Origin of the sequence: Ewingella sp. AOP8-B2-18 (genome assembly GCF_052376015.1) — a bacterium.
Taxonomy (GTDB): domain Bacteria; phylum Pseudomonadota; class Gammaproteobacteria; order Enterobacterales; family Enterobacteriaceae; genus Ewingella; species Ewingella allii.
On record NZ_JBQSVB010000007.1, the window covers coordinates 107,336 to 131,216 of the forward strand.

The 23,881-nt window shown below is 52.7% G+C and carries 19 protein-coding genes; 14 read left to right on the forward strand and 5 right to left on the reverse strand.

All coding sequences use genetic code 11. The features are described 5' to 3' along the window. Window positions 1-172 precede the first annotated feature (172 nt). Together ampG and ACT3RR_RS15020 are read right to left on the reverse strand one after the other, a co-directional pair. Window positions 173-1,651, reverse strand: a complete 1,479-nt coding sequence (gene ampG, locus ACT3RR_RS15015; RefSeq protein ID WP_353503076.1) for a muropeptide MFS transporter AmpG — start codon at window positions 1,649-1,651, stop codon at window positions 173-175. 130 nt (window positions 1,652-1,781) lie between these two features. Next, window positions 1,782-2,360 carry a lipoprotein gene (locus ACT3RR_RS15020; RefSeq protein ID WP_496200590.1) on the reverse strand — a complete coding sequence of 193 codons (579 nt, stop codon included), beginning with the start codon at window positions 2,358-2,360 and terminating at the stop codon, window positions 1,782-1,784. 351 nt (window positions 2,361-2,711) lie between these two features. Here ACT3RR_RS15020 and bolA point away from each other — a divergent pair, with 351 nt between their 5' ends. The 9 genes from bolA (at window position 2,712) to ACT3RR_RS15065 (ending at window position 13,468) form a co-directional block, all read left to right on the forward strand. Next, on the forward strand, window positions 2,712-3,026 hold the full coding sequence (bolA, locus tag ACT3RR_RS15025; RefSeq protein WP_353503074.1) for a transcriptional regulator BolA: 315 nt from the start codon (window positions 2,712-2,714) through the stop codon (window positions 3,024-3,026). A 458-nt stretch (window positions 3,027-3,484) separates the two neighbouring features. Next, complete coding sequence (gene tig, locus ACT3RR_RS15030) at window positions 3,485-4,789, forward strand: trigger factor (protein ID WP_485903558.1); 1,305 nt, start codon at window positions 3,485-3,487, stop codon at window positions 4,787-4,789. Between the two features lie 444 nt (window positions 4,790-5,233). Beyond that, window positions 5,234-5,857 (forward strand): ATP-dependent Clp endopeptidase proteolytic subunit ClpP, encoded by a 624-nt coding sequence (gene clpP, locus ACT3RR_RS15035; RefSeq protein ID WP_034792385.1) that lies wholly within the window; start codon window positions 5,234-5,236, stop codon window positions 5,855-5,857. A 190-nt stretch (window positions 5,858-6,047) separates the two neighbouring features. Continuing rightward, window positions 6,048-7,322 (forward strand): ATP-dependent protease ATP-binding subunit ClpX, encoded by a 1,275-nt coding sequence (gene clpX / locus ACT3RR_RS15040; RefSeq protein WP_034792384.1) that lies wholly within the window; start codon window positions 6,048-6,050, stop codon window positions 7,320-7,322. Window positions 7,323-7,514: 192 nt separating this feature from the next. Then, a complete protein-coding gene (gene lon / locus ACT3RR_RS15045; RefSeq protein ID WP_353503072.1) occupies window positions 7,515-9,869 on the forward strand; it encodes an endopeptidase La in 2,355 nt (784 codons plus the stop codon). Between the two features lie 216 nt (window positions 9,870-10,085). Further along, window positions 10,086-10,361, forward strand: coding sequence for a nucleoid-associated protein HU-beta (gene hupB, locus ACT3RR_RS15050; RefSeq protein ID WP_034792380.1), 276 nt, complete (start codon window positions 10,086-10,088; stop codon window positions 10,359-10,361). Between the two features lie 168 nt (window positions 10,362-10,529). Beyond that, window positions 10,530-12,410, forward strand: a complete 1,881-nt coding sequence (gene ppiD, locus ACT3RR_RS15055) for a peptidylprolyl isomerase (protein ID WP_441656094.1) — start codon at window positions 10,530-10,532, stop codon at window positions 12,408-12,410. Between the two features lie 137 nt (window positions 12,411-12,547). Continuing rightward, a complete protein-coding gene (locus ACT3RR_RS15060) occupies window positions 12,548-12,934 on the forward strand; it encodes a ComEA family DNA-binding protein (RefSeq protein WP_485903564.1) in 387 nt (128 codons plus the stop codon). Between the two features lie 117 nt (window positions 12,935-13,051). Beyond that, window positions 13,052-13,468, forward strand: coding sequence for a YbgC/FadM family acyl-CoA thioesterase (locus ACT3RR_RS15065; protein ID WP_353503069.1), 417 nt, complete (start codon window positions 13,052-13,054; stop codon window positions 13,466-13,468). Window positions 13,469-13,518: 50 nt separating this feature from the next. Here ACT3RR_RS15065 and queC read toward each other — a convergent pair whose 3' ends face one another. After that, complete coding sequence (gene queC, locus ACT3RR_RS15070; RefSeq protein WP_496200591.1) at window positions 13,519-14,217, reverse strand: 7-cyano-7-deazaguanine synthase QueC; 699 nt, start codon at window positions 14,215-14,217, stop codon at window positions 13,519-13,521. A 106-nt stretch (window positions 14,218-14,323) separates the two neighbouring features. After that, window positions 14,324-16,024, reverse strand: a complete 1,701-nt coding sequence (locus ACT3RR_RS15075; protein WP_353503067.1) for an SgrR family transcriptional regulator — start codon at window positions 16,022-16,024, stop codon at window positions 14,324-14,326. A gap of 224 nt (window positions 16,025-16,248) precedes the next feature. Here ACT3RR_RS15075 and cof point away from each other — a divergent pair, with 224 nt between their 5' ends. After that, window positions 16,249-17,070 carry an HMP-PP phosphatase gene (cof, locus tag ACT3RR_RS15080; protein WP_353503066.1) on the forward strand — a complete coding sequence of 274 codons (822 nt, stop codon included), beginning with the start codon at window positions 16,249-16,251 and terminating at the stop codon, window positions 17,068-17,070. Window positions 17,071-17,245: 175 nt separating this feature from the next. After that, on the forward strand, window positions 17,246-18,352 hold the full coding sequence (locus ACT3RR_RS15085; RefSeq protein ID WP_496200592.1) for an ElyC/SanA/YdcF family protein: 1,107 nt from the start codon (window positions 17,246-17,248) through the stop codon (window positions 18,350-18,352). An 83-nt stretch (window positions 18,353-18,435) separates the two neighbouring features. Here the strand turns inward: ACT3RR_RS15085 and ACT3RR_RS15090 are convergent, their stop codons facing one another. Next, window positions 18,436-19,479, reverse strand: coding sequence for a PLP-dependent cysteine synthase family protein (locus ACT3RR_RS15090; RefSeq protein ID WP_034792364.1), 1,044 nt, complete (start codon window positions 19,477-19,479; stop codon window positions 18,436-18,438). 123 nt (window positions 19,480-19,602) lie between these two features. On the opposite strand from ACT3RR_RS15090, the gene ACT3RR_RS15095 reads away from it, so the two are divergent. From ACT3RR_RS15095 to ACT3RR_RS15105, 3 genes are all read left to right on the forward strand, one after another. Further along, window positions 19,603-20,058: an Lrp/AsnC family transcriptional regulator gene (locus tag ACT3RR_RS15095; RefSeq protein ID WP_496200593.1), complete on the forward strand. Its 456-nt coding sequence runs from the start codon at window positions 19,603-19,605 to the stop codon at window positions 20,056-20,058. 124 nt (window positions 20,059-20,182) lie between these two features. Then, window positions 20,183-22,000, forward strand: coding sequence for a SmdA family multidrug ABC transporter permease/ATP-binding protein (locus ACT3RR_RS15100; RefSeq protein ID WP_496200594.1), 1,818 nt, complete (start codon window positions 20,183-20,185; stop codon window positions 21,998-22,000). Then, entirely contained in the window at window positions 21,993-23,777 is a 1,785-nt protein-coding gene (locus ACT3RR_RS15105; RefSeq protein ID WP_100937471.1) for a SmdB family multidrug efflux ABC transporter permease/ATP-binding protein, read from the forward strand. The genes ACT3RR_RS15100 and ACT3RR_RS15105 overlap by 8 nt, the downstream gene beginning before the upstream one ends. Window positions 23,778-23,881: the final 104 nt, after the last annotated feature.

Sequence of the window (23,881 nt, forward strand, 5' to 3'; positions counted from 1 at the left end):
TAATTATATTTTATTGAATGAAGTTTATCTCAGCGCAGGGAAATGTTACTTAATTTGAGCTTGGTTTTGGCCTCGCCAATGCCCTTGAATCGCCCCGCCAGCCCTGATATACCCATGATTTACACCGATATATCAGGCCAGAATTCGACTTAAGGGACAAGGGCGAACTGTCTTAAACTCGACGCAGGCGGCGCAGAGCCACAAAGTCGAGAATGCTGCCGAGCGCGATGCCGAACAGGCAAATCACAGCCCCGGCTTCGATCAGTTTCTGCGGCAGAGAGGTGAAGGTGGTCCACTCCAGCGAGTTGGTGATCAATAGCACCAGCCATGCCGCTAACAGTAAGCAACCTACCATTAAGATGCGCAGCGCCAGTCGGTAATGGCTGGCGAATAGAGTGCGTGGTAAGAACTCGTCGGTGTTTTGCGTGTGTTCAAGGGTTTGGCGGCAGATAGCCAGCAGTAGCAACCCCGGCACGGCGGCGGCGATGGAGAAGAGATAGAACAGCGGCCAGCCATGTGCTTCGACAAACCAACCGGCGATTGGCCCGACGTACACCCGACCAACGGCGGACAACGCCGAGAGCAGCGCAAACTGGGTGGCGGAGAACGACTTATTGCATAGCGTCATTAACAGCGCGACGAACGCGGCGGTGCCCATTCCTCCGCACAGATTTTCGAAGAAGATCGCCGCGCCCATAGAGTAGATGTGCTTATCCGTGACCGCCAAAATCCAGTATCCCGCGTTGGAAACGGCCTGCAAAATGCCGAAAATCATTAACGCGCGGAACAGGCTGAGGCGCTGCATCACCATGCCGCCATACAGCGCGCCAATAATCGTCGCTAACAGACCAAGGGTTTTGTTCACCAAGCCCACTTCCCCGGCGTCAAACCCCACGCCGCGAATCAGGAAAGTAGTACTCAGGCTCCCCGCGAACGCGTCGCCCATCTTGTACATCACAATCAGCAGCAGAATCAGCCAGGCGTTGTTGCGGCTGAAAAAGTCTTTGAGAGGGGCTACGACTGCAATTTCTATGGTACGAGGTGCTGGCTCAGAGACATCAGGCTCCGGCGCCATAATGGTGGCCACCACGCCAATCAGCATCAGGCCCGCCATCAACCAGTACATGTGTTGCCAGCCGAGGTAGCGATCGGCTATCCACAGCGCCAACCCGCCAGAAACCAGCATCGCCAATCGATAGCCCAATACCGACACGGCCGCACCACTGCCACGCTCGGCGGCGGGCAGAAGATCCGTCTTATAGGCATCAAAAACAATATCTTGCGAGGCGGAAGCAAAGGCGATCAGTACTGCCAACGCAGCCAGCCAGAACAGCTCTTTCGCCGGATCGAGATAGCCCATAGCGAAAATCGAGGCCACCAACAGCAGCTGGGTGAGGATTAACCATCCACGACGGCGGCCGAAGAAAGAGGGGGTGTAGCGGTCCATCATCGGGGACCAGAGGAACTTGAAAACGTAGGCCTGGCCGACCAGAGAGAAAATCCCAATGGTTTTTAAATCGACATTCTCGACGGTCATCCAGGCTTGCAGCGTGCCCGAGGTCAATGCCAGAGGTAAGCCGGATGCAAACCCGAGCAGCAGTAATATCAGCGTATTGCGCTGTGTGAAGATTTTGAAGTACTGGCTTACCATTAAAATGTGTTCCCGCAGACCGATAGAGTAGAGGCGCTGGGGAATGATAAATGAAGGCGGGAAATAATGGTAAAAACAATTCTGCCCGACAGTGCCGGGCAGAAGAGTCAGTCAGCTTAGCCGGTTGAGATTAACGGGCGTTGGCTTTGATGAAGTCACTGATGCTGGTGTCTTGAGCCATGTCGTTGATGACATCGCCCAGCGTGCTGTTAACCGCATTGGTGATTTTGTCGTTGGTCGCAGTAAGCGCACCCTGCACATTGTAAGTAGAACGGTAGTTTTTAACCTGTTTATTACCATTTTTCGCCGTAGCGATGATGGAGATATCAGCCTTGGTGGTGATGTTGTAGCGCAGGTTGCCTTCTTGCACGTCAGCAAACAGTTTGTTCACCACCACTTGCAGATCAACGGCGCCGTCTGCACCAATCATGTAACCGCGCGCGGTCATTTGCTTTTCCAGAGACTCTTGCAGCAGGAAGCGCAGGTCACGAGATGGGGTCAGGGAAACCAACTGGCCGTCACGGTTCACTTTAGCCAGCGCCTGATCCTGACGTTGGTCAGCACCATTAATGCTGATAGTGATGCCCTGAAGGGTAGGATCCTGCGTTGGCAGAGTGATTTTTGGCGAAATATTTAAGGTGTTGGTGCTGGTAGCGCAACCTGCAAGCATGAACAATGCTAATATAGGGAAAATGATTTTTTTCAACATGTTAGGTTCTCAATTAATGCATCTGATTCCAGATGTAAAATGGGATCGATTACTGATAGTGGTTACATCATAACATCGCCATTTTTGGGTGTAAGCCCTGACTGGTGGTAAAAGCGACATTTGATTAAATTTAAAGCAAACTGACTTATTGATATCTAATGGTTTCGCCTAAAATGCAGATTAATGGCTAAATACCATTAGGTAAGACAAACCGATTGCCTTTTTTATCAATCGCAGCAGAAATTTTGTTTCTGTAACATACTAATAAATCGCAAAGCCGCCTATCCTTAATAGTGTGACAGATGGTCAAGTAAGGATGCAGTTCCCTGCTAACGGCGTAAGGAGATTGCTATGATTCGCGAGCAAATAGAAGCAAAATTAGTTGCAGCGTTTGAACCTGCGTTTCTGGAAGTAACTGATGAGAGTTATCGTCACAATGTCCCAGCCGGTTCAGAAAGCCATTTCAAAGTAGTAGTGGTGTCCGATAAATTTGTCGGTGAGCGCTTCCTTTCACGTCACAGAGCGATTTATGGCGTACTTTCAGAGGAGCTTGCGGGGAGTGTTCATGCCTTGGCATTACACACTTATACGCAAAAAGAGTGGGAAGGCTTACAGGATACAGTATTAGCTTCGCCTGCTTGTCGAGGTGCCGGAACCTTAGCCTAATCGCGAAGGATCTTGCTCCCAAAAATCATAAAATTCCCTTCTAGGGTACGGTATCACTGGAACTTTCTCCACAAGATGCGGTATTAGTAGGGGCAAATTCTGAAACGGCCTGCGGGCCGTTTCTGTTTTAAACGAGAAGAATAAGTGGCTGGCAGGCGACAGGGTTGTTTAAGCCTTTGCATCGACTACGTTTTCCGAGGGATCGACCGCAATGCGAGTTTTCCTCCCACGCAGTAGATTACCGTCCTCGACTCGCCGTCTATGCGCCGCTATAATGTCGCGTCTTATTTTTCCGGAATGGTTTCGGGACGCTTTCGAATACAGGGCTACGTTCTTAATCAGGACTGTCCCGGTTCTTAGAAGTCGTTTTCAAGGTAAGTTCGTTCTTTTCCACGCTTCTCATCTTGAGAACGACTTCTGGAGTTGACCGAGCACTGTAATTTTTTTGAGGTAACAAGATGCAAGTTTCTGTTGAAACCACTCAAGGCCTTGGGCGCCGTGTAACTATTACTGTTCCTGCTGACAGCATTGAAAAAGCAGTGAGCAGCGAACTGGTCAACGTATCGAAAAAAGTACGTATTGACGGCTTCCGTAAAGGCAAAGTACCAAAACACATCATCGAGCAGCGTTACGGTGCTTCCGTTCGTCAGGACGTTCTGGGTGATCTGATGCAGCGCAACTTCGTTGACGCGATCATCAAAGAGAAAATCAATCCAGCCGGCGCACCTAACTATATTCCGGGTGAGTACAAACTGGGCGAAGACTTCAACTACAGCGTTGAATTCGAAGTGTACCCAGAAGTTGAGCTGAAAGATCTGGAAAACATCGAAGTTGAGAAGCCAGTTGTTGAAGTTAACGACGCTGATGTTGACACCATGCTGGAAACGCTGCGCAAGCAACAAGCTGACTGGAAAGAAACTGACGCTGCCGTTACTGCTGAAGACCGCGTAACTGTTGATTTCTCAGGTTCTATCGACGGTGAAGATTTCGAAGGCGGCAAAGCCTCTGATTTCGTACTGGCTATGGGCCAGGGCCGCATGATCCCAGGCTTCGAAGAAGGTCTGGTTGGTCACAAGGCAGGTGAAGAATTCGTCATCGACGTAAACTTCCCAGAAGATTACCACGCTGAAAACCTGAAAGGTAAAGCGGCTAAGTTCGCGATCACCCTGAAGAAAGTTGAAGAGCGTGAGCTGCCAGAACTGACTCCAGAGTTCATCAAACGTTTCGGCGTGGCTGATGGTTCTGTTGAAGGCCTGCGTGCTGAAGTGCGTAAAAACATGGAACGCGAGCTGAAAGGTGCTGTTCGTAACCGCATCAAAACTCAGGCAATCGACGGTCTGGTTAACGCTAACGAAATCGACGTTCCAGCTGCACTGATCGACGGTGAAGTTGACGTTCTGCGTCGTCAGGCTGCACAACGTTTCGGCGGCAACGAAAAACAAGCGCTGGAATTGCCGCGTGAGTTGTTCGAAGAGCAAGCTAAACGTCGCGTAGTTGTTGGTTTGCTGTTGGGTGAAGTGATCAGCCAGCACGAACTTAAAGCTGACGAAGATCGCGTTAAAGCGCTGATCGAAGAAATGGCTTCTGCTTACGAAGATCCATCTGAAGTTGTTGAGTTCTATAGCAAAAACAAAGAGCTGATGAACAACATGCGTAACGTTGCGCTGGAAGAACAAGCGGTCGAAACTCTGTTGTCAAAAGCTAAAGTGACTGAAAAAGCCACTACCTTTACCGAGCTGATGAACCAGACTCAACCTGCATAATTAATTTGCCGGTGACTGAGCCGTTTCCCCAGTGGTTAACGGCTCGACATAAAAGCCCGCGGTTTTTACTGCGGGCTTTTTTATGCTCTACAGATGACATTTTTCTTTTTTGCTGTTGTTTTTGCACTATATTTATCAACGTAAGCAAAGAGAGTAGGCCAGCAAGTGGGTAGTGGAGGCCGCTTTAACAGGCTCTGCTATTGTTAAGCCAATCAATGAAAAATGCGGAGCCAGAGAAAGAAATCTCCCAGCGGGCTTGAAAAGGGGTGTTCGTTCCCCCAATTGTTAAATACAAACCAGGTAGCTTTGCTGCTAAATTCAGACTGATAACAACCGTCAGCCGTGATAACGGCGACTTGGCCGCTTGAGCGTAGTCATCAATGCCTATCTCAAGTAGAATCGGTTTTAACTAGCGCCAAAAGAGAATTCTATTAGGAGACGGTTATGTCATACAGTGGTGAACGAGATCAATTTGCACCGAACATGGCTCTGGTACCCATGGTTGTTGAGCAGACTTCACGGGGTGAGCGTTCTTACGACATCTACTCCCGTCTGCTGAAGGAACGTATTATTTTCCTTACGGGCCAGGTTGAAGACCATATGGCTAACCTGATTGTGGCTCAGATGCTGTTCTTGGAAGCAGAAAGTTCAGAGAAAGACATTTTTCTGTACATTAACTCTCCGGGCGGCGTGATCACTGCAGGGATGTCTATCTACGACACCATGCAATTTATTAAACCGGATGTGAGCACCATTTGTATGGGCCAGGCCTGTTCAATGGGCGCATTCCTGTTGACCGCGGGTGCGAAAGGCAAGCGTTTCTGCTTACCAAACTCACGCGTAATGATTCACCAGCCGCTGGGTGGCTATCAGGGACAAGCAACGGATATCGAAATCCATGCTAAAGAGATCCTGAAAGTAAAAGGTCGTATGAATGAGCTGATGGCGAAACATACGGGCAAAACTCTTGAAGAAATAGAGCGTGACACTGAGCGCGACCGTTTCTTGTCTGCTGAAGAATCTGTAGAGTACGGTTTAGTTGACTCCGTATTTACCCATCGCGTCTGACGACTTATTTCTGCCGGACTGATGGTCTATAGTTAAGTCATGCTGTGGCGCGTATGCGCAGTGTTGGTTGCTGCAATTACGCGTCAATTCGTCTTTGACGGAACTGACATTGGTCAACGATATGGCAGCAGTTTAAAATAGTCGTGCCGCAGTCACCCTGCGAAACAGATATTAAAGAAGAGGTTTACTGATGACAGATAAGCGCAAAGACGGTTCAGGAAAGCTGCTGTACTGCTCTTTTTGCGGCAAAAGCCAGCATGAAGTTCGCAAGCTGATTGCCGGGCCGTCAGTGTATATCTGCGATGAATGTGTCGATCTGTGCAATGACATTATTCGCGAAGAGATTAAAGAAGTTGCTCCGCATCGCGAACGCAGCGCACTGCCAACGCCACATGAAATCCGCCAACACCTCGATGATTATGTCATCGGGCAAGAGCCTGCGAAAAAGGTTCTGGCCGTTGCGGTTTATAACCACTACAAGCGCTTGCGTAACGGTGATACCAACAACGGTATTGAACTGGGCAAGAGCAACATTTTGCTGATCGGTCCAACAGGTAGCGGTAAAACGCTGTTGGCTGAGACTCTGGCTCGTTTCCTCGACGTTCCTTTCACCATGGCGGATGCCACCACCTTGACTGAAGCCGGTTACGTGGGTGAAGACGTTGAAAACATTATCCAGAAACTGCTACAGAAATGTGATTACGACGTACAGAAAGCGCAACGCGGTATCGTGTATATCGATGAAATCGACAAGATTTCCCGCAAGTCTGACAACCCATCTATCACCCGTGATGTTTCAGGTGAAGGTGTTCAGCAGGCGCTGTTGAAACTGATTGAAGGTACGGTTGCTGCTGTGCCTCCTCAGGGCGGTCGTAAGCATCCGCAACAAGAGTTCTTGCAGGTTGATACCTCAAAAATTCTGTTCATCTGTGGCGGTGCTTTTGCTGGCTTAGATAAAGTGATTGGTCAACGCATTAACACCGGTACAGGTATCGGTTTTGGTGCAGAGATCAAAGGTAAAGCTGAGAAAGCCACTGAAGGCCAATTGCTGGCTCAGGCTGAACCAGAAGATTTGATCAAATTTGGTCTGATCCCTGAGTTCATCGGTCGTTTACCCGTAGTGGCTACGCTGAGCGAGTTGAGCGAAGACGCGCTGATTCAGATCCTGAAAGAGCCGAAAAATGCCCTGACTAAGCAGTATCAGGCATTGTTCAATCTGGAAGGTGTCGAGCTAGAGTTCCGCGACGAAGCACTGGTGGCGATTGCTAAGAAAGCGATGATCCGTAAAACCGGTGCTCGTGGCCTGCGCTCTATCGTTGAAGGGGCACTTTTGGACACTATGTACGACTTGCCATCCCTCGACAGCGTCGACAAAGTGGTAATCGATGAATCCGTCATCGCGGGTCAATCCGAGCCGTTGATGATTTATGGCAAACCCGAGGCACAGCAAGCATCTGGCGAATAATTCACCAGCTGTTCCAGTGGGTTAGTTAATAAATGGGGGATTTTGTCCCCCATTTTTTTTTACTCGCATTCTTGTCGTTGAATGTCAGATATTCATCCCCATATACTCCAATAACGACTTGCTGAAACCCGTCTGACTCGTGTTTCACGAGATTTCCTTAACCTGGCGGAAGCTAAACTAAGAGAGAGCTCTATGAACCCTGAGCGTTCCGAACGCATTGAAATCCCCGTATTGCCTTTGCGCGATGTGGTGGTTTATCCGCACATGGTGATCCCGTTGTTTGTTGGCAGGGAAAAATCGATTCGGTGCCTTGAAGCCGCGATGGATCACGACAAAAAAATCATGCTGGTGGCACAGAAAGAAGCCTCTACTGATGAGCCGGGCGTTAATGATCTCTTTTCTGTAGGCACCGTTGCCTCCATATTACAGATGCTGAAACTGCCCGACGGCACCGTGAAGGTGCTGGTTGAAGGGTTACAGCGTGCGCGCATCACCACGTTGTCTGACAACGGGGAGCATTTCGCGGCACAGGCTGAATATCTCGAATCTCCGGCTGTGGACGAGCGCGAACAGGAAGTTCTGGTGCGCACGGCCATTAATCAGTTTGAAGGCTATATCAAACTGAATAAAAAAATTCCGCCGGAAGTGCTGACTTCGCTTAACAGCATTGAAGATGCAGCCCGTCTGGCTGACACCATCGCCGCGCATATGCCGTTGAAACTTAGTGACAAACAGTCCGTTCTGGAAATGTTTGATATCACTGAGCGTCTGGAATATCTGATGGCGATGATGGAATCGGAAATCGACTTGTTACAAGTTGAGAAACGCATCCGTAATCGTGTCAAAAAGCAGATGGAAAAGAGCCAGCGTGAGTACTATCTGAATGAGCAAATGAAAGCCATTCAGAAAGAATTGGGTGAGATGGATGATGCACCTGATGAGCACGAGGCGCTGAAACGCAAAATCGAAGCGGCGAAAATGCCGAAAGAAGCGCGTGAAAAAACCGAAGCTGAGCTGCAAAAACTGAAAATGATGTCCCCGATGTCCGCCGAAGCGACCGTGGTTCGCGGCTACATCGACTGGATGCTTCAGGTGCCGTGGAATTCACGCAGTAAAGTGAAAAAAGACCTGCGTAAAGCCCAGGAAGTTCTGGATACCGACCATTTTGGCCTCGAACGTGTCAAAGACCGTATCCTTGAATATCTTGCGGTGCAAACGCGTGTCAGCAAAATCAAAGGGCCAATCCTCTGTCTGGTTGGGCCTCCGGGCGTGGGTAAAACCTCTCTGGGTCAGTCCATTGCGCGTGCAACGGGCCGTGAGTATGTGCGTATGGCGCTGGGCGGCGTGCGTGACGAAGCCGAAATCCGCGGCCACCGTCGTACTTACATCGGTTCTATGCCGGGTAAATTGATCCAGAAGATGGCGAAAGTTGGCGTTAAAAACCCACTGTTCCTGCTCGATGAGATTGACAAAATGTCTTCCGACATGCGTGGCGATCCGTCGTCAGCTCTGCTGGAAGTGCTTGATCCAGAACAGAACGTGGCCTTTAACGATCACTATCTGGAAGTCGATTATGACCTGTCAGACGTGATGTTCGTGGCGACCTCCAACTCAATGAACATTCCAGCTCCGCTGTTGGACCGTATGGAAGTGATTCGTCTTTCCGGCTATACCGAAGATGAAAAGCTGAACATCGCCAAACAGCACCTGCTGCCGAAGCAAATTGAGCGTAACGCCCTGAAGAAAACCGAGCTGACAGTGGATGACAGCGCGATCATTGGCATTATCCGTTTCTACACCCGCGAAGCCGGCGTGCGTAGTCTGGAACGCGAATTGTCCAAGCTGTGTCGCAAAGCGGTTAAACAGCTGCTGCTGGATAAGACTCTGAAGCACATCGAAATCAACGGCGATAACCTGAAAGATTTCCTTGGCGTGCAGAAAGTGGATTACGGCCGTGCAGATACCGAAAACCGCGTAGGTCAGGTGACTGGCCTGGCGTGGACCGAAGTGGGCGGCGAGCTGCTGACCATCGAAACGGCCTGCGTACCGGGTAAAGGTAAGTTGACCTACACCGGTTCACTCGGCGAAGTGATGCAAGAGTCGATTCAGGCCGCGCTGACCGTGGTCCGCGCTCGTGCGGACAAGCTGGGCATCAACGCTGACTTCTACGAAAAACGTGATATTCACGTTCACGTACCAGAAGGTGCGACGCCGAAAGATGGCCCGAGTGCCGGTATTGCGATGTGTACCGCATTAGTATCTTGCCTGACAGGTAACCCGGTTCGCGCCGATGTTGCTATGACTGGCGAAATAACTTTACGTGGTCAGGTTCTGCCAATCGGCGGCCTGAAAGAGAAGCTGTTAGCTGCTCACCGCGGCGGTATCAAAGTAGTGCTGATCCCTGATGACAACAAACGTGACCTGGAAGAGATCCCAGCCAACGTTTTAGGTGATTTGGAGATCCATCCGGTTAAGCGTATTGACGACGTTTTGAATCTTGCTCTGCAAAATCCAGCGTTCGGCGCACTTCCGGTAGCGGCAAAATAGTGATCTCGACCATCACAGTTCAATAAAACTCAGGCTGGCAGGTGAAATCCCACTTGCCAGCCTTTTTTTGTGTCGTTAAGTTAGTCAGTTGTCAGCGCGTTTAAGACTGGTTTCGGTTGCTTGCATAGCCCTGACAAGCTTGATATAAAAGCTTCGCTGTCATATTCGCAGGGAAAATGCGACGTGACGATAGTATTTCAAGAGGGGATGAATAGAGTGAATAAGTCACAATTGATCGACAAAATTGCCGCCGGTGCTGATATTTCTAAAGCGGCTGCTGGACGTGTATTAGATGCAGTACTGGGATCGGTAACTGAAACTCTGAAATCAGGGGAAGAAGTTGCACTGGTTGGTTTTGGTACGTTCTCTGTACGTGAGCGTTCTGCGCGTACCGGCCGTAACCCACAGACTGGTAAAGAAATCAGCATTGCTGCGGCAAAAGTGCCTGGTTTCCGTGCTGGTAAAGCGTTGAAAGACGCCGTTAACGGTTAATTACCTGCAGGTCAGGCGTCAAACCTGCGTGACAAAAGCGAGCATGGTGCTTTTACTCTCAGGTCTGGTTGTTAAACAATAACCTGACGTCACCGGGCTGGTAAGGTAAGATACAAGGCGCATCGAATTCGATGCGCTTTTTTTATTACAGCGGAGTGTTGCCTCACTATGATGGACAATTTACGCGCGGCCGCCAATCACGTCGTGCTCAAAATCATTCTGGCCCTGATTATTCTGTCCTTTATTTTGACAGGGGTGGGCAACTACCTGATCGGCGGTTCAGGCGACTATGCAGCGAAAGTGAATGGTCAGGAGATCGGACGTGCTCAGTTGGAAGAAGCTGTGCAAAACCAGCGTAGCCGACTGCAACAACAGCTTGGAGAGCAATTCTCTGCGCTGGCTGGCAGCGAAGGTTATATGCAACAACTGCGTCAAGAGTCCCTGAATAACCTGATTGACGTCACTTTGCTGGATCAGTATTCCAAGAAGCTAGGCATCACCGTTAGCGATCAGCAGATCAAAGACGCGATTCTGGCGACCCCACAATTCCAAACTGACGGCCGTTTCGACAATGCCAAGTATCTGCAAAGTATCCAGGGTATGGGTTACAGCGCGGACAACTTCGCCAAATTGATGAAACAGCAATTGGTTAGCCAGCAGTTAGCACAGGCATTTGGTACTTCAGACTTCGTTTTGCCGTCTGAAACCAGCGCCATGTCAGACTTGCTGCTGCAAGAGCGTGATGTTCGCACTGCAACGCTGGACACCGCAGCCCTTGCGGCCAAGCAGCAGGTTAGCGACAGCGAAGCGCAGGCTTTCTACGACCAGAACAAAAACAACTTCGTTTCTCCTGAAGCAGTCAAAGTGAGCTACATCGAAATGGATGCTGCTGCTTTGCAAGGAAAAACGACAGTAAGCGATGCAGATATCACGGCTTACTACGACCAGCATAAAAGCGAGTTTGGTCAGCCGGAGCGCCGTCGTTACAGCGTTATCGTGTTGAAAAACCAAGCTGACGCCGATGCGGTTGCCGCTGAACTGAAAAAAGGCGCTGATTTTGCCGAGCTGGCAAAAACCAAGTCTATCGATACCTTGAGCGGTAAGCAGGGTGGTTTGATGGATTGGGTTGAGCCTGAAACCACGCTACCAGAGTTTAAAAGTGCCAATCTGACCACCAAAGGTCAGGTATCCGGCGTGATTAAGTCTGACAGCGGGTTCTTCATTCTGCGTCTGGAAGATATTAAACCAGAGCAAATCAAGCCTTTGGCTCAGGTTCGTGACAGCATTGTTGATAAGCTGAAACAAGATAAAGCGACTGACGCTTACTACGCGTTGCAGCAGAAAGTTAGCGAAGCCGCGAACAACGACAACGAATCTTTGGCTTCTGCTGAAGAGGTGGCTGGCGTTAAGGCGACTCACACCGACTGGTTCACTCAGCAATCTATTCCTGCGGCCATCAACTTCAAACCTGTCATTCAGGCAATCTTTGATGGCGGCCTGATTGGTCAAGACGGTACGCCGGGCAGCAACTCTGACATCATCACCGTGGATGGCGATCGCGCCTTCGTGGTACGTGTTGATGCTCACAAGGCGGAAGGCGTTAAACCTTTTGCTGAAGTGAAAGAGCAGGTTGTGACTATGGTGAAACGCCAGAAAGCTGAAGATCAGGCACGTTTGGACGGTGAGAAGCTGCTGACGGCTCTGAAAGCAGGCAAAGGCGATGAAGCTCTCAAAGCTGCTGGCCTGAGTTTCGGCGACGTGCAGAAGGTTCAGCGTTCACAACAGCCTTCGGCTTTCGAGCAGAATGTCTATGCGCTGCCTCATCCGCAAAAAGACCAGCCGGTTTACGGTTTGTCTCAGGATGATCAGGGCAATAGCGTGCTGGTTGAGCTGACGGCGGTCAACGCTGGTAAGCTGCCTGACAATGAAATCGCTCGCTTCGAGCAAGAGTTGCAGCAATCTTCTTCTAACGTGACCTTCGACGCTCTGCTGTCGAACCTGCGTCAGGAAGCAAAAATTAAGCTGGGTTCTGGCGCACAACTCCAGTAAACCTCGCAGCGTTATGCAACGTGTTGCAACAAACAAAGGCCGCTTTCGCGGCCTTTTCCACATTTTGAATCTGCCAATTGTTGCCCGAATAAACTTGCTGCACTCTGTCCGTGCTGAAAACACATGGAGGATACAGCATGAAAAAATTGGGTATTACATCACTGTCACTGGCCTTAGCGCTTGGCCTTTCCACTCTGCCGGTTATGTTACAGGCAGCCCCCGCGGCCACCAGTAAGGTTGCTACGACGGCATCTACGGCCACTCAAGCCCCGACCAGCAAGGTTGAAGCTTCTAAGGCTAAGCAGGAGAAGGCCACGACCACTGACGACACCACGGTGAGCATCAACACGGCTTCCGCAGAGGACTTCGCCCGCGTGATGAATGGCGTTGGCGTTAAGAAGGGGCAGGCTATCGTTAACTACCGTGATGACTTGGGACAGTTCACGGAAATCGAACAGCTACAGGAAGTCCCGGGGATTGGTGCCGCGCTGTTTGAGCGCAACAAGGACCGATTGAAATTGTGACGAAAGTCGCGGCGCTGACCTGTTCACGGTTAGTGCCGTTTTCTTCTGCTAATCTCAAAAGACATCTGACCAGTTGTCAGGATTTAATGACTATTTTGCAGGAGCCGGAAAGCAATTATGCATACATTTATTACCGTTCGTGGTTTTCATATTGATGTTTATCAGCACGTTAACAATGCCCGTTATCTGGAATTTCTAGAAACAGCACGTTGGGAGTGGCTGGATAACAAAAGCGGATTTAAATGGATGAGCGAGAATAACATCGCGTTCATCGTGGTAAACATCAACATTAACTACCGCAAACCCGCCACGCTGGGCAACGTGTTGCGTATCGACAGCAGCCTGCAGCAGCTGAATACCCGCAGCGGCGTGCTGGAGCAAGTAGTCACCCACGATGGCGATATCGTCGCTGACGCCACGCTGACCTTTGTGTGCATTGATCTACGCACCCAGAAGGCGCTGACGCTGGAAGGCGAGTTGTTGGAAAGATTGCGCGAGTTAGAGCTGAAAGAGGAAGAGGCGCGAGGAGGCTGAGGAAGGCGTGAACGACCGGGCTAAAGAGTTAGCCCGGCCAAGAGAGCGGATTATTTCAGCCCGGTTTTCTGCTTCAGGCTAGCCATAACGCCGACTTTGTCTTGCTGATACTGCTGCAGGCCATTGGCGCGCAGGTTACAGGCGGCGCATTCGCCACAGCCATCACCCGCGATGCCGTTGTAGCACGTCAGGGTGTGATGGCGAATCAAATCCAGCTGTTGGTAATAATCGGCCAGGGCCCATGTCTCAGCTTTGTTCAGCCACATCAGCGGCGTGTCGAAACGGATATCGCGCGCGATGCCCAAGCAAACAGCGTGTTTCAGCGCTTTGACGAATTCGTCGCGGCAATCCGGGTAGCCGGAGAAGTCGGTTTCACAGACGCCCGTTATGACGGCTTCAGCCTGAACTTGATAAGCATAAATAGCCGCCAGAGTGAGGAACAGAATATTGCGGCCCGGCACGAAAGTGCTCGGTAAGCCGTTTTCCTCAGTTTCGCCCAGCGCCGGCACCGGAATGTTGTCACGGGTCAGGCTGCTCACTGCCAGCTCGTTAAGTAAACCCACGTCCAAAACTTTGTGAGCTTTGGCGCCCAGTTCTACAGACAGCTTCTGAGCAATGTCGATCTCAGCGCGATGTCGTTGACCATAATCGAAGGTAATGCAATGTACTTCGTCATATTGCGTCAAAGCCTGAATCAGACAGGTGGTTGAATCCTGACCGCCGCTGAAAACCACTACTGCTCTTTTCATGTTTTTATCCATTTGTACTTGAATCAATTGCCACCGATTTCGGCAAATTCTATGAGGCTCATGTTACTTTTCTTTGGGATCGCTGAACAGCATCAATCATAGACTGTCACGAGAGCGGCGGGGGGATCCACGCCTGACAAAAATCGAACCATCCCCACGCGGTGAGCTGTACGCCGTTGACCCGCGGCGGCGCGCTGACCTGATATTGATAGTTGAACAGCGGCGTAATAGTGCCGCGCTTCATCAAATGGTAAAAATGGTCGCGAAGTTCTTCAGCGCGAATGTCGGCCAGAGGGAGTTGTTGAATAGTCTTAAGGCGCTGCGCCTGCTGCTCCAACTCTTCATCACTCAGAATACCCGACCACAACATATCCTGACGCAGCCAGTTCTCTAAAGTGGCCTCCGGCGCTTCGCCGATCAGACGGTCGCCCAAAAGAATATCGGCCTCATTGATACCACTTTCGTCATCCCACACGCGGCCCTGATGATAAACGATTTCTAACTCACAGTTCTCGGCGCGCAGTGCCTCTTGCAGCGCCTGCGCGACAAACTCCAACTCGACCGGCGGGTGGAACAGCAATCTCAGGGTTTTCGGTAAGATGACGTCATCGGCATGATGCTCGGGGATCGGCCATTCCGGCAGCATCTCACTGCTCGGCTTCACCAAGTCATGGTCAATAGGCAGATTATTGAGCAGGCCAGAGCGCTGGATAATCATCACCACCTTTTGCGCCTGTTCAGAGGTTAAATGCTGCCGACGCAGATTGGCGGCGATGTAGCAAAAACCCAGGCTGGTGCTGCGTTTGACCGGTTTGACATCCGCCAGTTCATCCTGCTCCCCCAGCATGATACGCACCGGGTGCTGGCAACTGACATTATCCCGCTGCGCGAACAGCTGCGGGGTTATCCAGAACTCAATGGCGGCAAGGAAAGGGCGCTGCAAGTGGTAGTAGGCATGCTGCTCGAGGCGCACCAGCTCGGCGGCAAAGCTGGCTAAACGGAAAGGCCCCGCGCCGCAGAAGGCATCGTCGGGGTGAGACAGCAAACAGCTAAGATCAGCCAGACGGTGCGCCAGCCAGTAGTCCGGCACCTCGAGGTCAAATTGCAGGCAGAGCGCGTGGGGCAGTTTTATCTCCGCTACGGCGGCGAAGGCGTGCCTGCTGCGTGGCGAAAGGCGCAGTCGCTCCAACTGCTGGCGCAGCTGCTCGGCACGGATCGGCTCGCCGTTGTGCCAATAAAGCTGGCTGCGCAGGAAGAAATACCAGGTTTTGCCGTTATTACTGATTTGCCAATGGTGCGCCAAATCAGGCTGGGGCAGCGGATCCCCGGTGGTGAAGCGAGTTAGCCCGGCGTGCAAAGTATGCGCCAAGTGCTGCTCGGCGCGGCCGGTCAGGGTTTGCGGGTCCAGTGGCTGCATGCTGCGATAGTAGGGGATACGCAGGGTCGGCGCGTCGGCCTGCCACTGGCCGCCAAGGTGGGGAGCGAGCAGGGCGTTTAAATGATTCGGGTCGACTTCGCTAAATTGCAGCGCCGCCGAGTGTTCACCGTTTTTCAGCAACTGCTGTAAGTAATTTCCCCGTAAACTTTCTGGCGTATACAGGCAGTGTAGCTCGGCGCGTTTGCCACGACCGGCTTGCGAATGCCAGTTTATCCAGCCTGCGTGCTGAAATTGCGATAGCAAAGTGCGGGTGTGGCGTTCGCTACAGCAGAAGATTTCCGCCAGCTCGCCGACATTCACCGTGGCGGGCTGACTGCCCACGCTGGCATACAGCCGTTGAAACTGATTAAGACGATTTTGCAAACGCATGCCACACCTACTCCCCTCTGAGAGAAACTCGTGGCTTGAGCATAACTCAGCGGCTGGCGGGAGACATGGAGCAAATTCACGGAGTGTGAGCTAAATCAGGAACACTATTTTTAAAATGTTCACTATTACTTCCGCAAATCGAGTTGCATACTCAGTTTGCTTACTTTCCACACCAAGGCGGCTGAAATTGTTCATCCTGCCCGGTGGGATAATCGCGAGGTGTTATGTTTCGTTTGGCTGCATTTGATATGGACGGCACGCTGTTAATGCCTGATCACCGTTTAGGTGAAAAGACACTGGCCACGCTGGCTCAGCTGGCTGAGAAGCCCATGACGCTGACTTTTGCAACCGGGCGTCACTACCTTGAGATGAAAGACATTCTGGCGAATCTCGGCCTGGAGGGTTATCTCATTACCGGCAACGGCACGCGCATCCACAATCTGCACGGCGATCGCCTTTACGCCAGTGATTTACCCGACGACTGCGCCGAAGAACTGCTGAGAACCCAATGGGATACCCCGGCCAGTCGCCACGTTTTCCGTGATGAAGGTTGGTTTACCGACCTCGACGACCCTAAGTTGCTGATCCCCCATGAGTTCAGCGGATTCCGCTATCAGCTGTGCAACTTTGCCGAACTGCCTATCAGCGGCAACAGCAAAGTCTGCTTCTGCGCACCGCACGACGTCCTGCTGCAACTGGTGCCACAGTTGGAAAGCCACTTTGGCGGACGCATTGATTTATGCTTTTCGGCGGCGGACTGTCTGGACATCATGCCAGCTGGGAGCAATAAAGGGAGCGCCTTGGCGTTTCTCACCCAGCAATTGGATATCGAAATGGCCGAGTGCATGGCCTTCGGCGACGCCATGAATGACCGCGAAATGCTGGAAAGCGTGGGTATGGGGCTGGTAATGGGCAACGCCCTGCCGGTCCTCAAACAGCAGGCTCCACACTTACAAGTTATTGGACATTGCCAACATCAGGCGGTGTCCCACTTTTTACAACATTGGCTGCATTCACCACACCTCACCTATTCCCCCGAATATTAAGGTTATTTCAGCCAGCCGGGCTATCTGTCCCGGCTTTTTTCTGTCTAACGGGCATGTGTCACAAAACTGTCATATGACTTTCATATAGTTCGCCCATTCTCCGCCACGCGTCTTTTTCTTATTTTCGCTTTTATTTATAGTCCAGACAGGTAGTTAACCTTTTAAGGATAAAATAATGATCACTACTCCACGAGTAACCCGCGTTGCTCTTGCTTTAGCTTTTTTGATTTCTGCCAACGTGTCCGCCAGGGCCATCGATACCGTTCAGCCACAGGCTGATTATCAACAATATATTTCCGAACGCCAAACCGTTGATTTTCTGATTCAAGATGCGCTGACGGCGTTTAAATCTCCGGCGCGCGTGTCCGACGCTGGCTTTACTGGCAAGCTGCCAACCAATATGGAAATTGTCGCCGACAGGCTGCAACAGGCCAGTAAGTTAGAGCCTTACCGTGCCGATCTGCTGTTCAGCACCGCCAGCGCGTACATCTACAATAACAACGTGGATAAAGCCCTTGAGCTGTACAAACAGATTCTGGAGATCGCGCCGGACGACGTTGACGCCCACAGCTACATCGCGGCTTGGGATCGTTTCAAAGGTGACACTGCCGGAACCGACGCCCAGCTCGCCGCATTGCAGCAGCTGAATCCGGGTCGCGTGGACCAACTGAAGAAAGTGTTCGCGGTAATTGACCACGTCACCACCATGCCGCTGCGCGACCATCTGCCTGCTGACGAAGCCAAATCCTTCACCGGGCCGACGGCGATTGTGACGCTGGGCTACGCGCTGGACCCAGATGGCTCGATGAATAAAATCCTGATTCAGCGTCTGGAGAAAACGCTGGAGCTGGCTAAACAGCTGCCTGACGCGATGATCGTGGTCACCGGCGGCGTGCCGCAGAACCATCAAACCGAAGGTAAACTGATGGCGCAGTGGCTGGTGGAGAAGGGCGTGGACAGTAAACGCATCTATCAGGACAACTTCGCTCGCTCGACGGTGGAAAACGCGCTGTTCAGCCGTTACGCCTTGGCTAAACACCGCATCAAGAATGCCGTGATTGTCAGCTCTGGCAGCCACGTGCGCCGCTCGCAGGCTCTGTTCACCATCGCCAGTTGGGAAACCGGCCCGCGTGACATTAAGTATGTTTCGGTGGCCGCCATCGACAAGCCGCTGGCTGAGATGCAAAGCGTTTCTCAGGGCGATAAGCAGGGGATTTACCGCGATGCGCTGAAAACCATGGGGTTGTGGAGCTTCCGCAGCTATCCATTGGAAGAGCGTTAATAGCCTGATACACAGAACTTTGATCCACAAAACATTGATGCAAAAAAGGCGACCTCAGGTCGCCTTTTCACTTTTGAGCAGTCTTAGCGGATGCCCGCCAGCTGCGCGCTGTAGTGGCTGATATCGCCGATATTCGCCGCCACCCATTCCGGATCGAAATAGGTATTCAGGTAGCGCTCGCCGCTGTCGCACAGCAGGGTGACGATGGAGCCGGTTTCGCCTTTCTCGCGCATCTGTTTCGCCAATTGCAGCGCGCCCCAGACGTTGGTGCCGGTTGAACCGCCGACTTTGCGACCCAGCACCACTTCCAGCCATTGCACGGTCGCCACGCTGGCGGCGTCGGGCACGCGCATCATGCTGTCGATAACGCTCGGAATGAAAGACGGCTCGGCACGCGGTCGGCCAATGCCTTCAATCTTACTGCTGCACTGCGCGGTGACGCTCGGGTCGCGCTGCTGGTAATAGTCGTAGAAAACTGAGTTTTCCGGGTCAACTACCACCAGTTCGGTGTCGTAGCCCTGATAGCGAATATAGCGGCCGAGCGTGGCCGAGGTGCCGCCGGTCCCGGCGCTCATCACCAGATAACGCGGCACCGGGTTAGGTTCCAGCGACATCTGGCGGAAGATGCTGTCGGCAATATTGTTGTTGCCGCGCCAGTCGGTGGCTCGCTCGGCATAGGTGAATTGATCCATATAGTGACCGTTCATTTCGCGCGCCAGCTGCTCGGAGGCAGCGTAGATCTGGCTGGAATTTTCTACGAAGTGACAGCGCCCGCCGTAGAACTCAATTTGCTGAATTTTACGCGGCGCGGTGCAGGATGGCATAACTGCGATAAAGGGTAGGCCGAGTAAACGTGCAAAATAGGCTTCGGAAATGGCGGTACTGCCTGAAGAGGCTTCAATGATCGGCGTATTTTCGCGGATCCAGCCGTTGCACAGCCCGTAAAGGAACAGCGAGCGGGCCAGACGGTGCTTCAGGCTGCCCGACGGATGGGTGCTTTCATCTTTCAGATAGAGCGCGATGCCGGGGAAATCGCTGAGGCTCAGGCGCATTAAGTGGGTATCGGCTGAGCGCTGGAAGTCGGCGTCGATTTCTTTTATGGCGTGGTTTACCCAAGCATTAGTCATGATGAAGTCCGTCGGCAAAGAGATGTTGATTGCGCTTAGATTAACGCATTGTGCAGAGAAATAAGTTACTCTTTAGCCCATAAATGAAGACCTAAAGAGAATGATTTTCTCTCAGGAGGCGACTTGGTAGATAAAATTGACCGCAAGCTGCTGTCGATGCTGCAACAGGACTGCACCCAGTCCATCAATGTGTTGGCTGAGGCGGTGAACCTGACCACCACGCCTTGTTGGAAGCGTCTGAAGCGCCTCGAGGATGAGGGCATTATTCGTGGCCGGGTGGCGTTGCTGGATAACGAGAAGCTGGGGCTGGATCTCACGGCCTTCGTGCTGATAAAAACTCAGCACCACAGCAGCGATTGGTACCAACATTTTGTCGGTCAAGTGGCAGCATTACCCGAAGTGTTGGGCTTTTATCGCATGGCGGGGGAGTACGACTATTTGCTGCAAGTGCAGGTGGCCGACATGAAAAGCTACGACAGCTTTTACAAACGTCTGGTAAACGGTGTGCCGGGATTGATCGACGTGACCTCGAGTTTCGCGATGGAGCGGATTAAATCCACCACCGAGCTGCCGCTGTAACCAGCTCTTGAACTGGCAAGCCGTGAAGGCCAGCTCGAAAAAAGTTTCATCTGTCTGGCATGTTAAGGATGGTATTCTTGCCGCTGCTTGATAATAAAAATCTTAAGAATATGGATAAATCTGCGTGAGACTGTTTGCTCAACTGGGTTGGTATTTCCGCCGCGAATGGCGACGTTACCTCGGGGCCGTTGCATTGCTGATCATTATCGCTATTTTGCAACTGCTGCCGCCGAAATTGGTCGGTATTGTTATTGATGGCGTGACCTCTAAACAGATGACTTCCGGCGTGTTATTCGCCTGGTTGGGTCTGATGCTGGGCACTGCTATTTTGGTTTACCTGCTGCGCTACGTCTGGCGCGTGCTGCTGTTCGGTGCCTCTTATCAGCTGGCGGTGGAGCTACGGCAGAATTTCTTCAAACAGCTGAGTCGTCAGCATCCGGCGTTTTATCTGCGCCATCGCACCGGTGACCTGATCGCTCGCGCCACCAATGACGTCGACCGCGTGGTGTTTGCCGCCGGTGAAGGGGTGCTGACGCTGGTGGACTCGCTGGTGATGGGGCTGGCGGTGTTGATCGTCATGGCGACGCAAATCAGCTGGGAGCTGACGCTGCTGTCGCTGGTGCCGATGCCTATTATGGCGATTGTGATCAAACGCTACGGCGACCAGTTGCATCAGCGGTTTAAAACCGCGCAGGCCGCGTTCTCTTCCCTCAACGATCAGGCGCAAGAGAGCCTGACCAGTATTCGCATGATCAAAGCCTTCGGCCTTGAGAATCACCAGTCTTCGCAGTTTGCCGATGTCGCCGCAGATACCGGCGTGAAGAACATGCACGTCGCGCGCGTGGATGCCCGTTTTGACCCGACGATCTATGTCGCCATCGGCATGGCTAACATGCTGGCGATTGGCGGCGGCAGCTGGATGGTGGTCAATGACCACCTGACGCTCGGCCAGCTCACCAGTTTCGTGATGTACCTTGGCCTGATGATTTGGCCCATGCTGGCGCTGGCGTGGATGTTCAACATCGTTGAGCGCGGAAGTGCCGCCTATAGCCGTATTCGCAGCCTGTTACAGGAAGCGCCGAGCGTGGTGGATGGCAAAACGCCTCTGCCTGCCGGGCGTGGCACGCTGGAGGTGAAGATTGATGATTTCCACTATCCAGAGAACAGCCAGCCTGCGCTGCACGCCGTGGACTTTGTGCTCAAGCCGGGCCAGATGCTGGGCCTCTGCGGCCCGACGGGTTCAGGCAAAAGCACCTTGCTGGCTTTGATTCAGCGCCAGTTCGACATCACGCAGGGTGACATTCAGTTCCACGGCCTGCCACTGCCAGAAATCCAGCTGGACGACTGGCGCGGGCGCATGGCGGTGGTCAGCCAGACGCCATTCTTATTCTCCGATACCGTCGCGCAGAACATCGCGCTCGGCCGCCCTGATGCCACCCAGCAGGAGATTGAAGAGGCCGCGCGGTTAGCCAGCGTCCATGAAGATATCCTGCGCCTGCCGCAGGGCTACGAAACGGAAGTCGGCGAGCGCGGCGTGATGCTCTCCGGTGGCCAGAAGCAGCGTATTTCCATTGCCCGCGCCTTGCTGCTTCAGGCTGAAATCCTGATTTTGGACGATGCGCTTTCCGCCGTCGATGGTCGCACCGAGCACCAAATTCTGCATAACTTGCGGACCTGGGGCAGCGACCGCACGGTGATCATCAGCGCCCATCGCCTGTCAGCGCTGGTGGATGCCAGCGAAATTCTGGTGTTCAGCAATGGCACCGTGGCCGAACGCGGCAACCACGAGCAGCTCTCCTCAAGGCCCGGCTGGTATCGCGATATGTATCGCTATCAGCAGTTAGAGGCTGCGCTGGACGATGTTCCGGCGGATGACCTTCCAGTGGATCAGCTTCCTGTGGATCAACAACCCCCGAGTTTGGTTGACATAAAACATGATTAAAATTCAGAAAAGCTGGCCGACGCTCAAAAGGCTATTGAGCTACGGCAAGCCTTACAGCAAACCCCTGTCGATAGCCGTGTTGATGCTGTGGGTGGCGGCGGGCGCCGAAGTGCTCGGGCCGATCCTCATCAGCTACTTTATTGATAACTATGTGGCGAAGGGCCAGTTGCCGCTGGGCATGGTCAGCCTGCTGGCGATAAGCTTTATCGTGCTGCAATTCCTCGCCGCCGGCCTGCATTACTATCAGGCGCTGCTGTTCAACCGCGCCGCGGTGGGCGTGGTACAGAAGCTGCGCACCGACGTGATGGACGCCGCGCTGCGCCAGCCTCTCAGCGCTTTCGACACCCAGCCGGTAGGGCAGTTGATCTCCCGCGTCACCAACGACACCGAGGTGATCCGCGACCTGTACGTCACCGTGGTATCCACCGTGCTGCGCAGCGTGGCGCTGATTGGCGCCATGCTGATTGCCATGTTTAGCCTCGACTGGCGGCTGGCGACCATCTCTGCCTGCATCTTCCCGGCAGTGTTTATCGTGATGGCTATCTATCAGGTGTACAGTACGCCGGTGGTGAGACGCGTTCGCAGCTATCTGGCTGATATTAATGACGGTTTTAACGAAGTCATTAACGGCATGGGCGTTATTCAACAGTTCCGCCAGCAGAAGCGTTTCGGGCAGCGTTTGACCAATGCCAGCCAGTCCCACTACGCGGCGCGCATGCAGACGCTGCGGCTGGAAGGCTTTCTGCTGCGCCCGCTGTTGAGCCTGTTTGCCTCGCTGATCCTCTGCGGCCTGCTGCTGTTATTCGGCTTCAGCGCCGAAGGGACGATTGGCGTCGGCGTGCTTTACGCCTTCATTAACTACCTCGGGCGTTTAAACGAGCCGTTAATTGCGCTGACCTCGCAGCAGTCTATCTACCAGCAAGCCGTGGTGGCCGGGGAGCGCATTTTTGATTTGATGGATCGCACCCAGCAGCAGTACGGCAGCGATGACAAGCCGCTGTGCAGCGGCGAGATTGATATTCGTAATGTCAGCTTCGCCTATCGCCCGGACAAATGGGTGCTGGAGAATATCTCCCTGCAGGTGCCGTCGCGCGGCTTTGCGGCGCTGGTTGGCCACACCGGTAGTGGTAAAAGCACCTTAGCCAACCTGCTGATGGGCTACTACCCGGTGAATCAGGGGGAGATCCGCGTGGACGGCCGCCCGCTGTCCGAGCTTTCCCATACCAGCCTGCGTAAAGGCATCGCCATGGTGCAACAGGACCCCGTAGTACTGGCGGAGTCGGTTTTTGCCAACGTTACTTTGGGCCGTGACATTGATGAAGAACAGGTGTGGCACGCACTTGAAGTGGTGCAACTCGCGCCGCTGATCCGCGCAATGCCGGATGGCATCAACACCCGTCTCGGCGAGCAGGGGAATAATCTGTCGGTCGGGCAGAAGCAGTTGCTGGCCATGGCGCGCGTTCTGGTGCAAGCGCCAGAAATTTTGATCCTTGACGAGGCAACCGCCAACATCGACTCCGGCACAGAACAGGCGATTCAGCGCGCGCTGCGGGCTATTCGCCAGCAGACCACGCTGGTAGTCATCGCCCACCGTCTTTCCACCATTGTCGATGCCGATAACATTCTGGTGCTGCATCGTGGGCAGGCGGTAGAGCAGGGTAACCATCTCCAGCTGTTAGCCGAAAAAGGCCGTTATTATCAAATGTATCAGTTGCAGCTGGTGGGCGAGGAGCTCGCCTCTTCGCAACACGAGCAGCCAGTCGCTGAAAACGGCTAAGCCTCTCGCGGTGACCTGACGCCCTCCGGTCACCGCGCTTCTTTTCTCTCCTGTTTCCCAAGCCTTGCCCTTTAGCGTTGCACCAACTTCATGCAGCCTTTCTT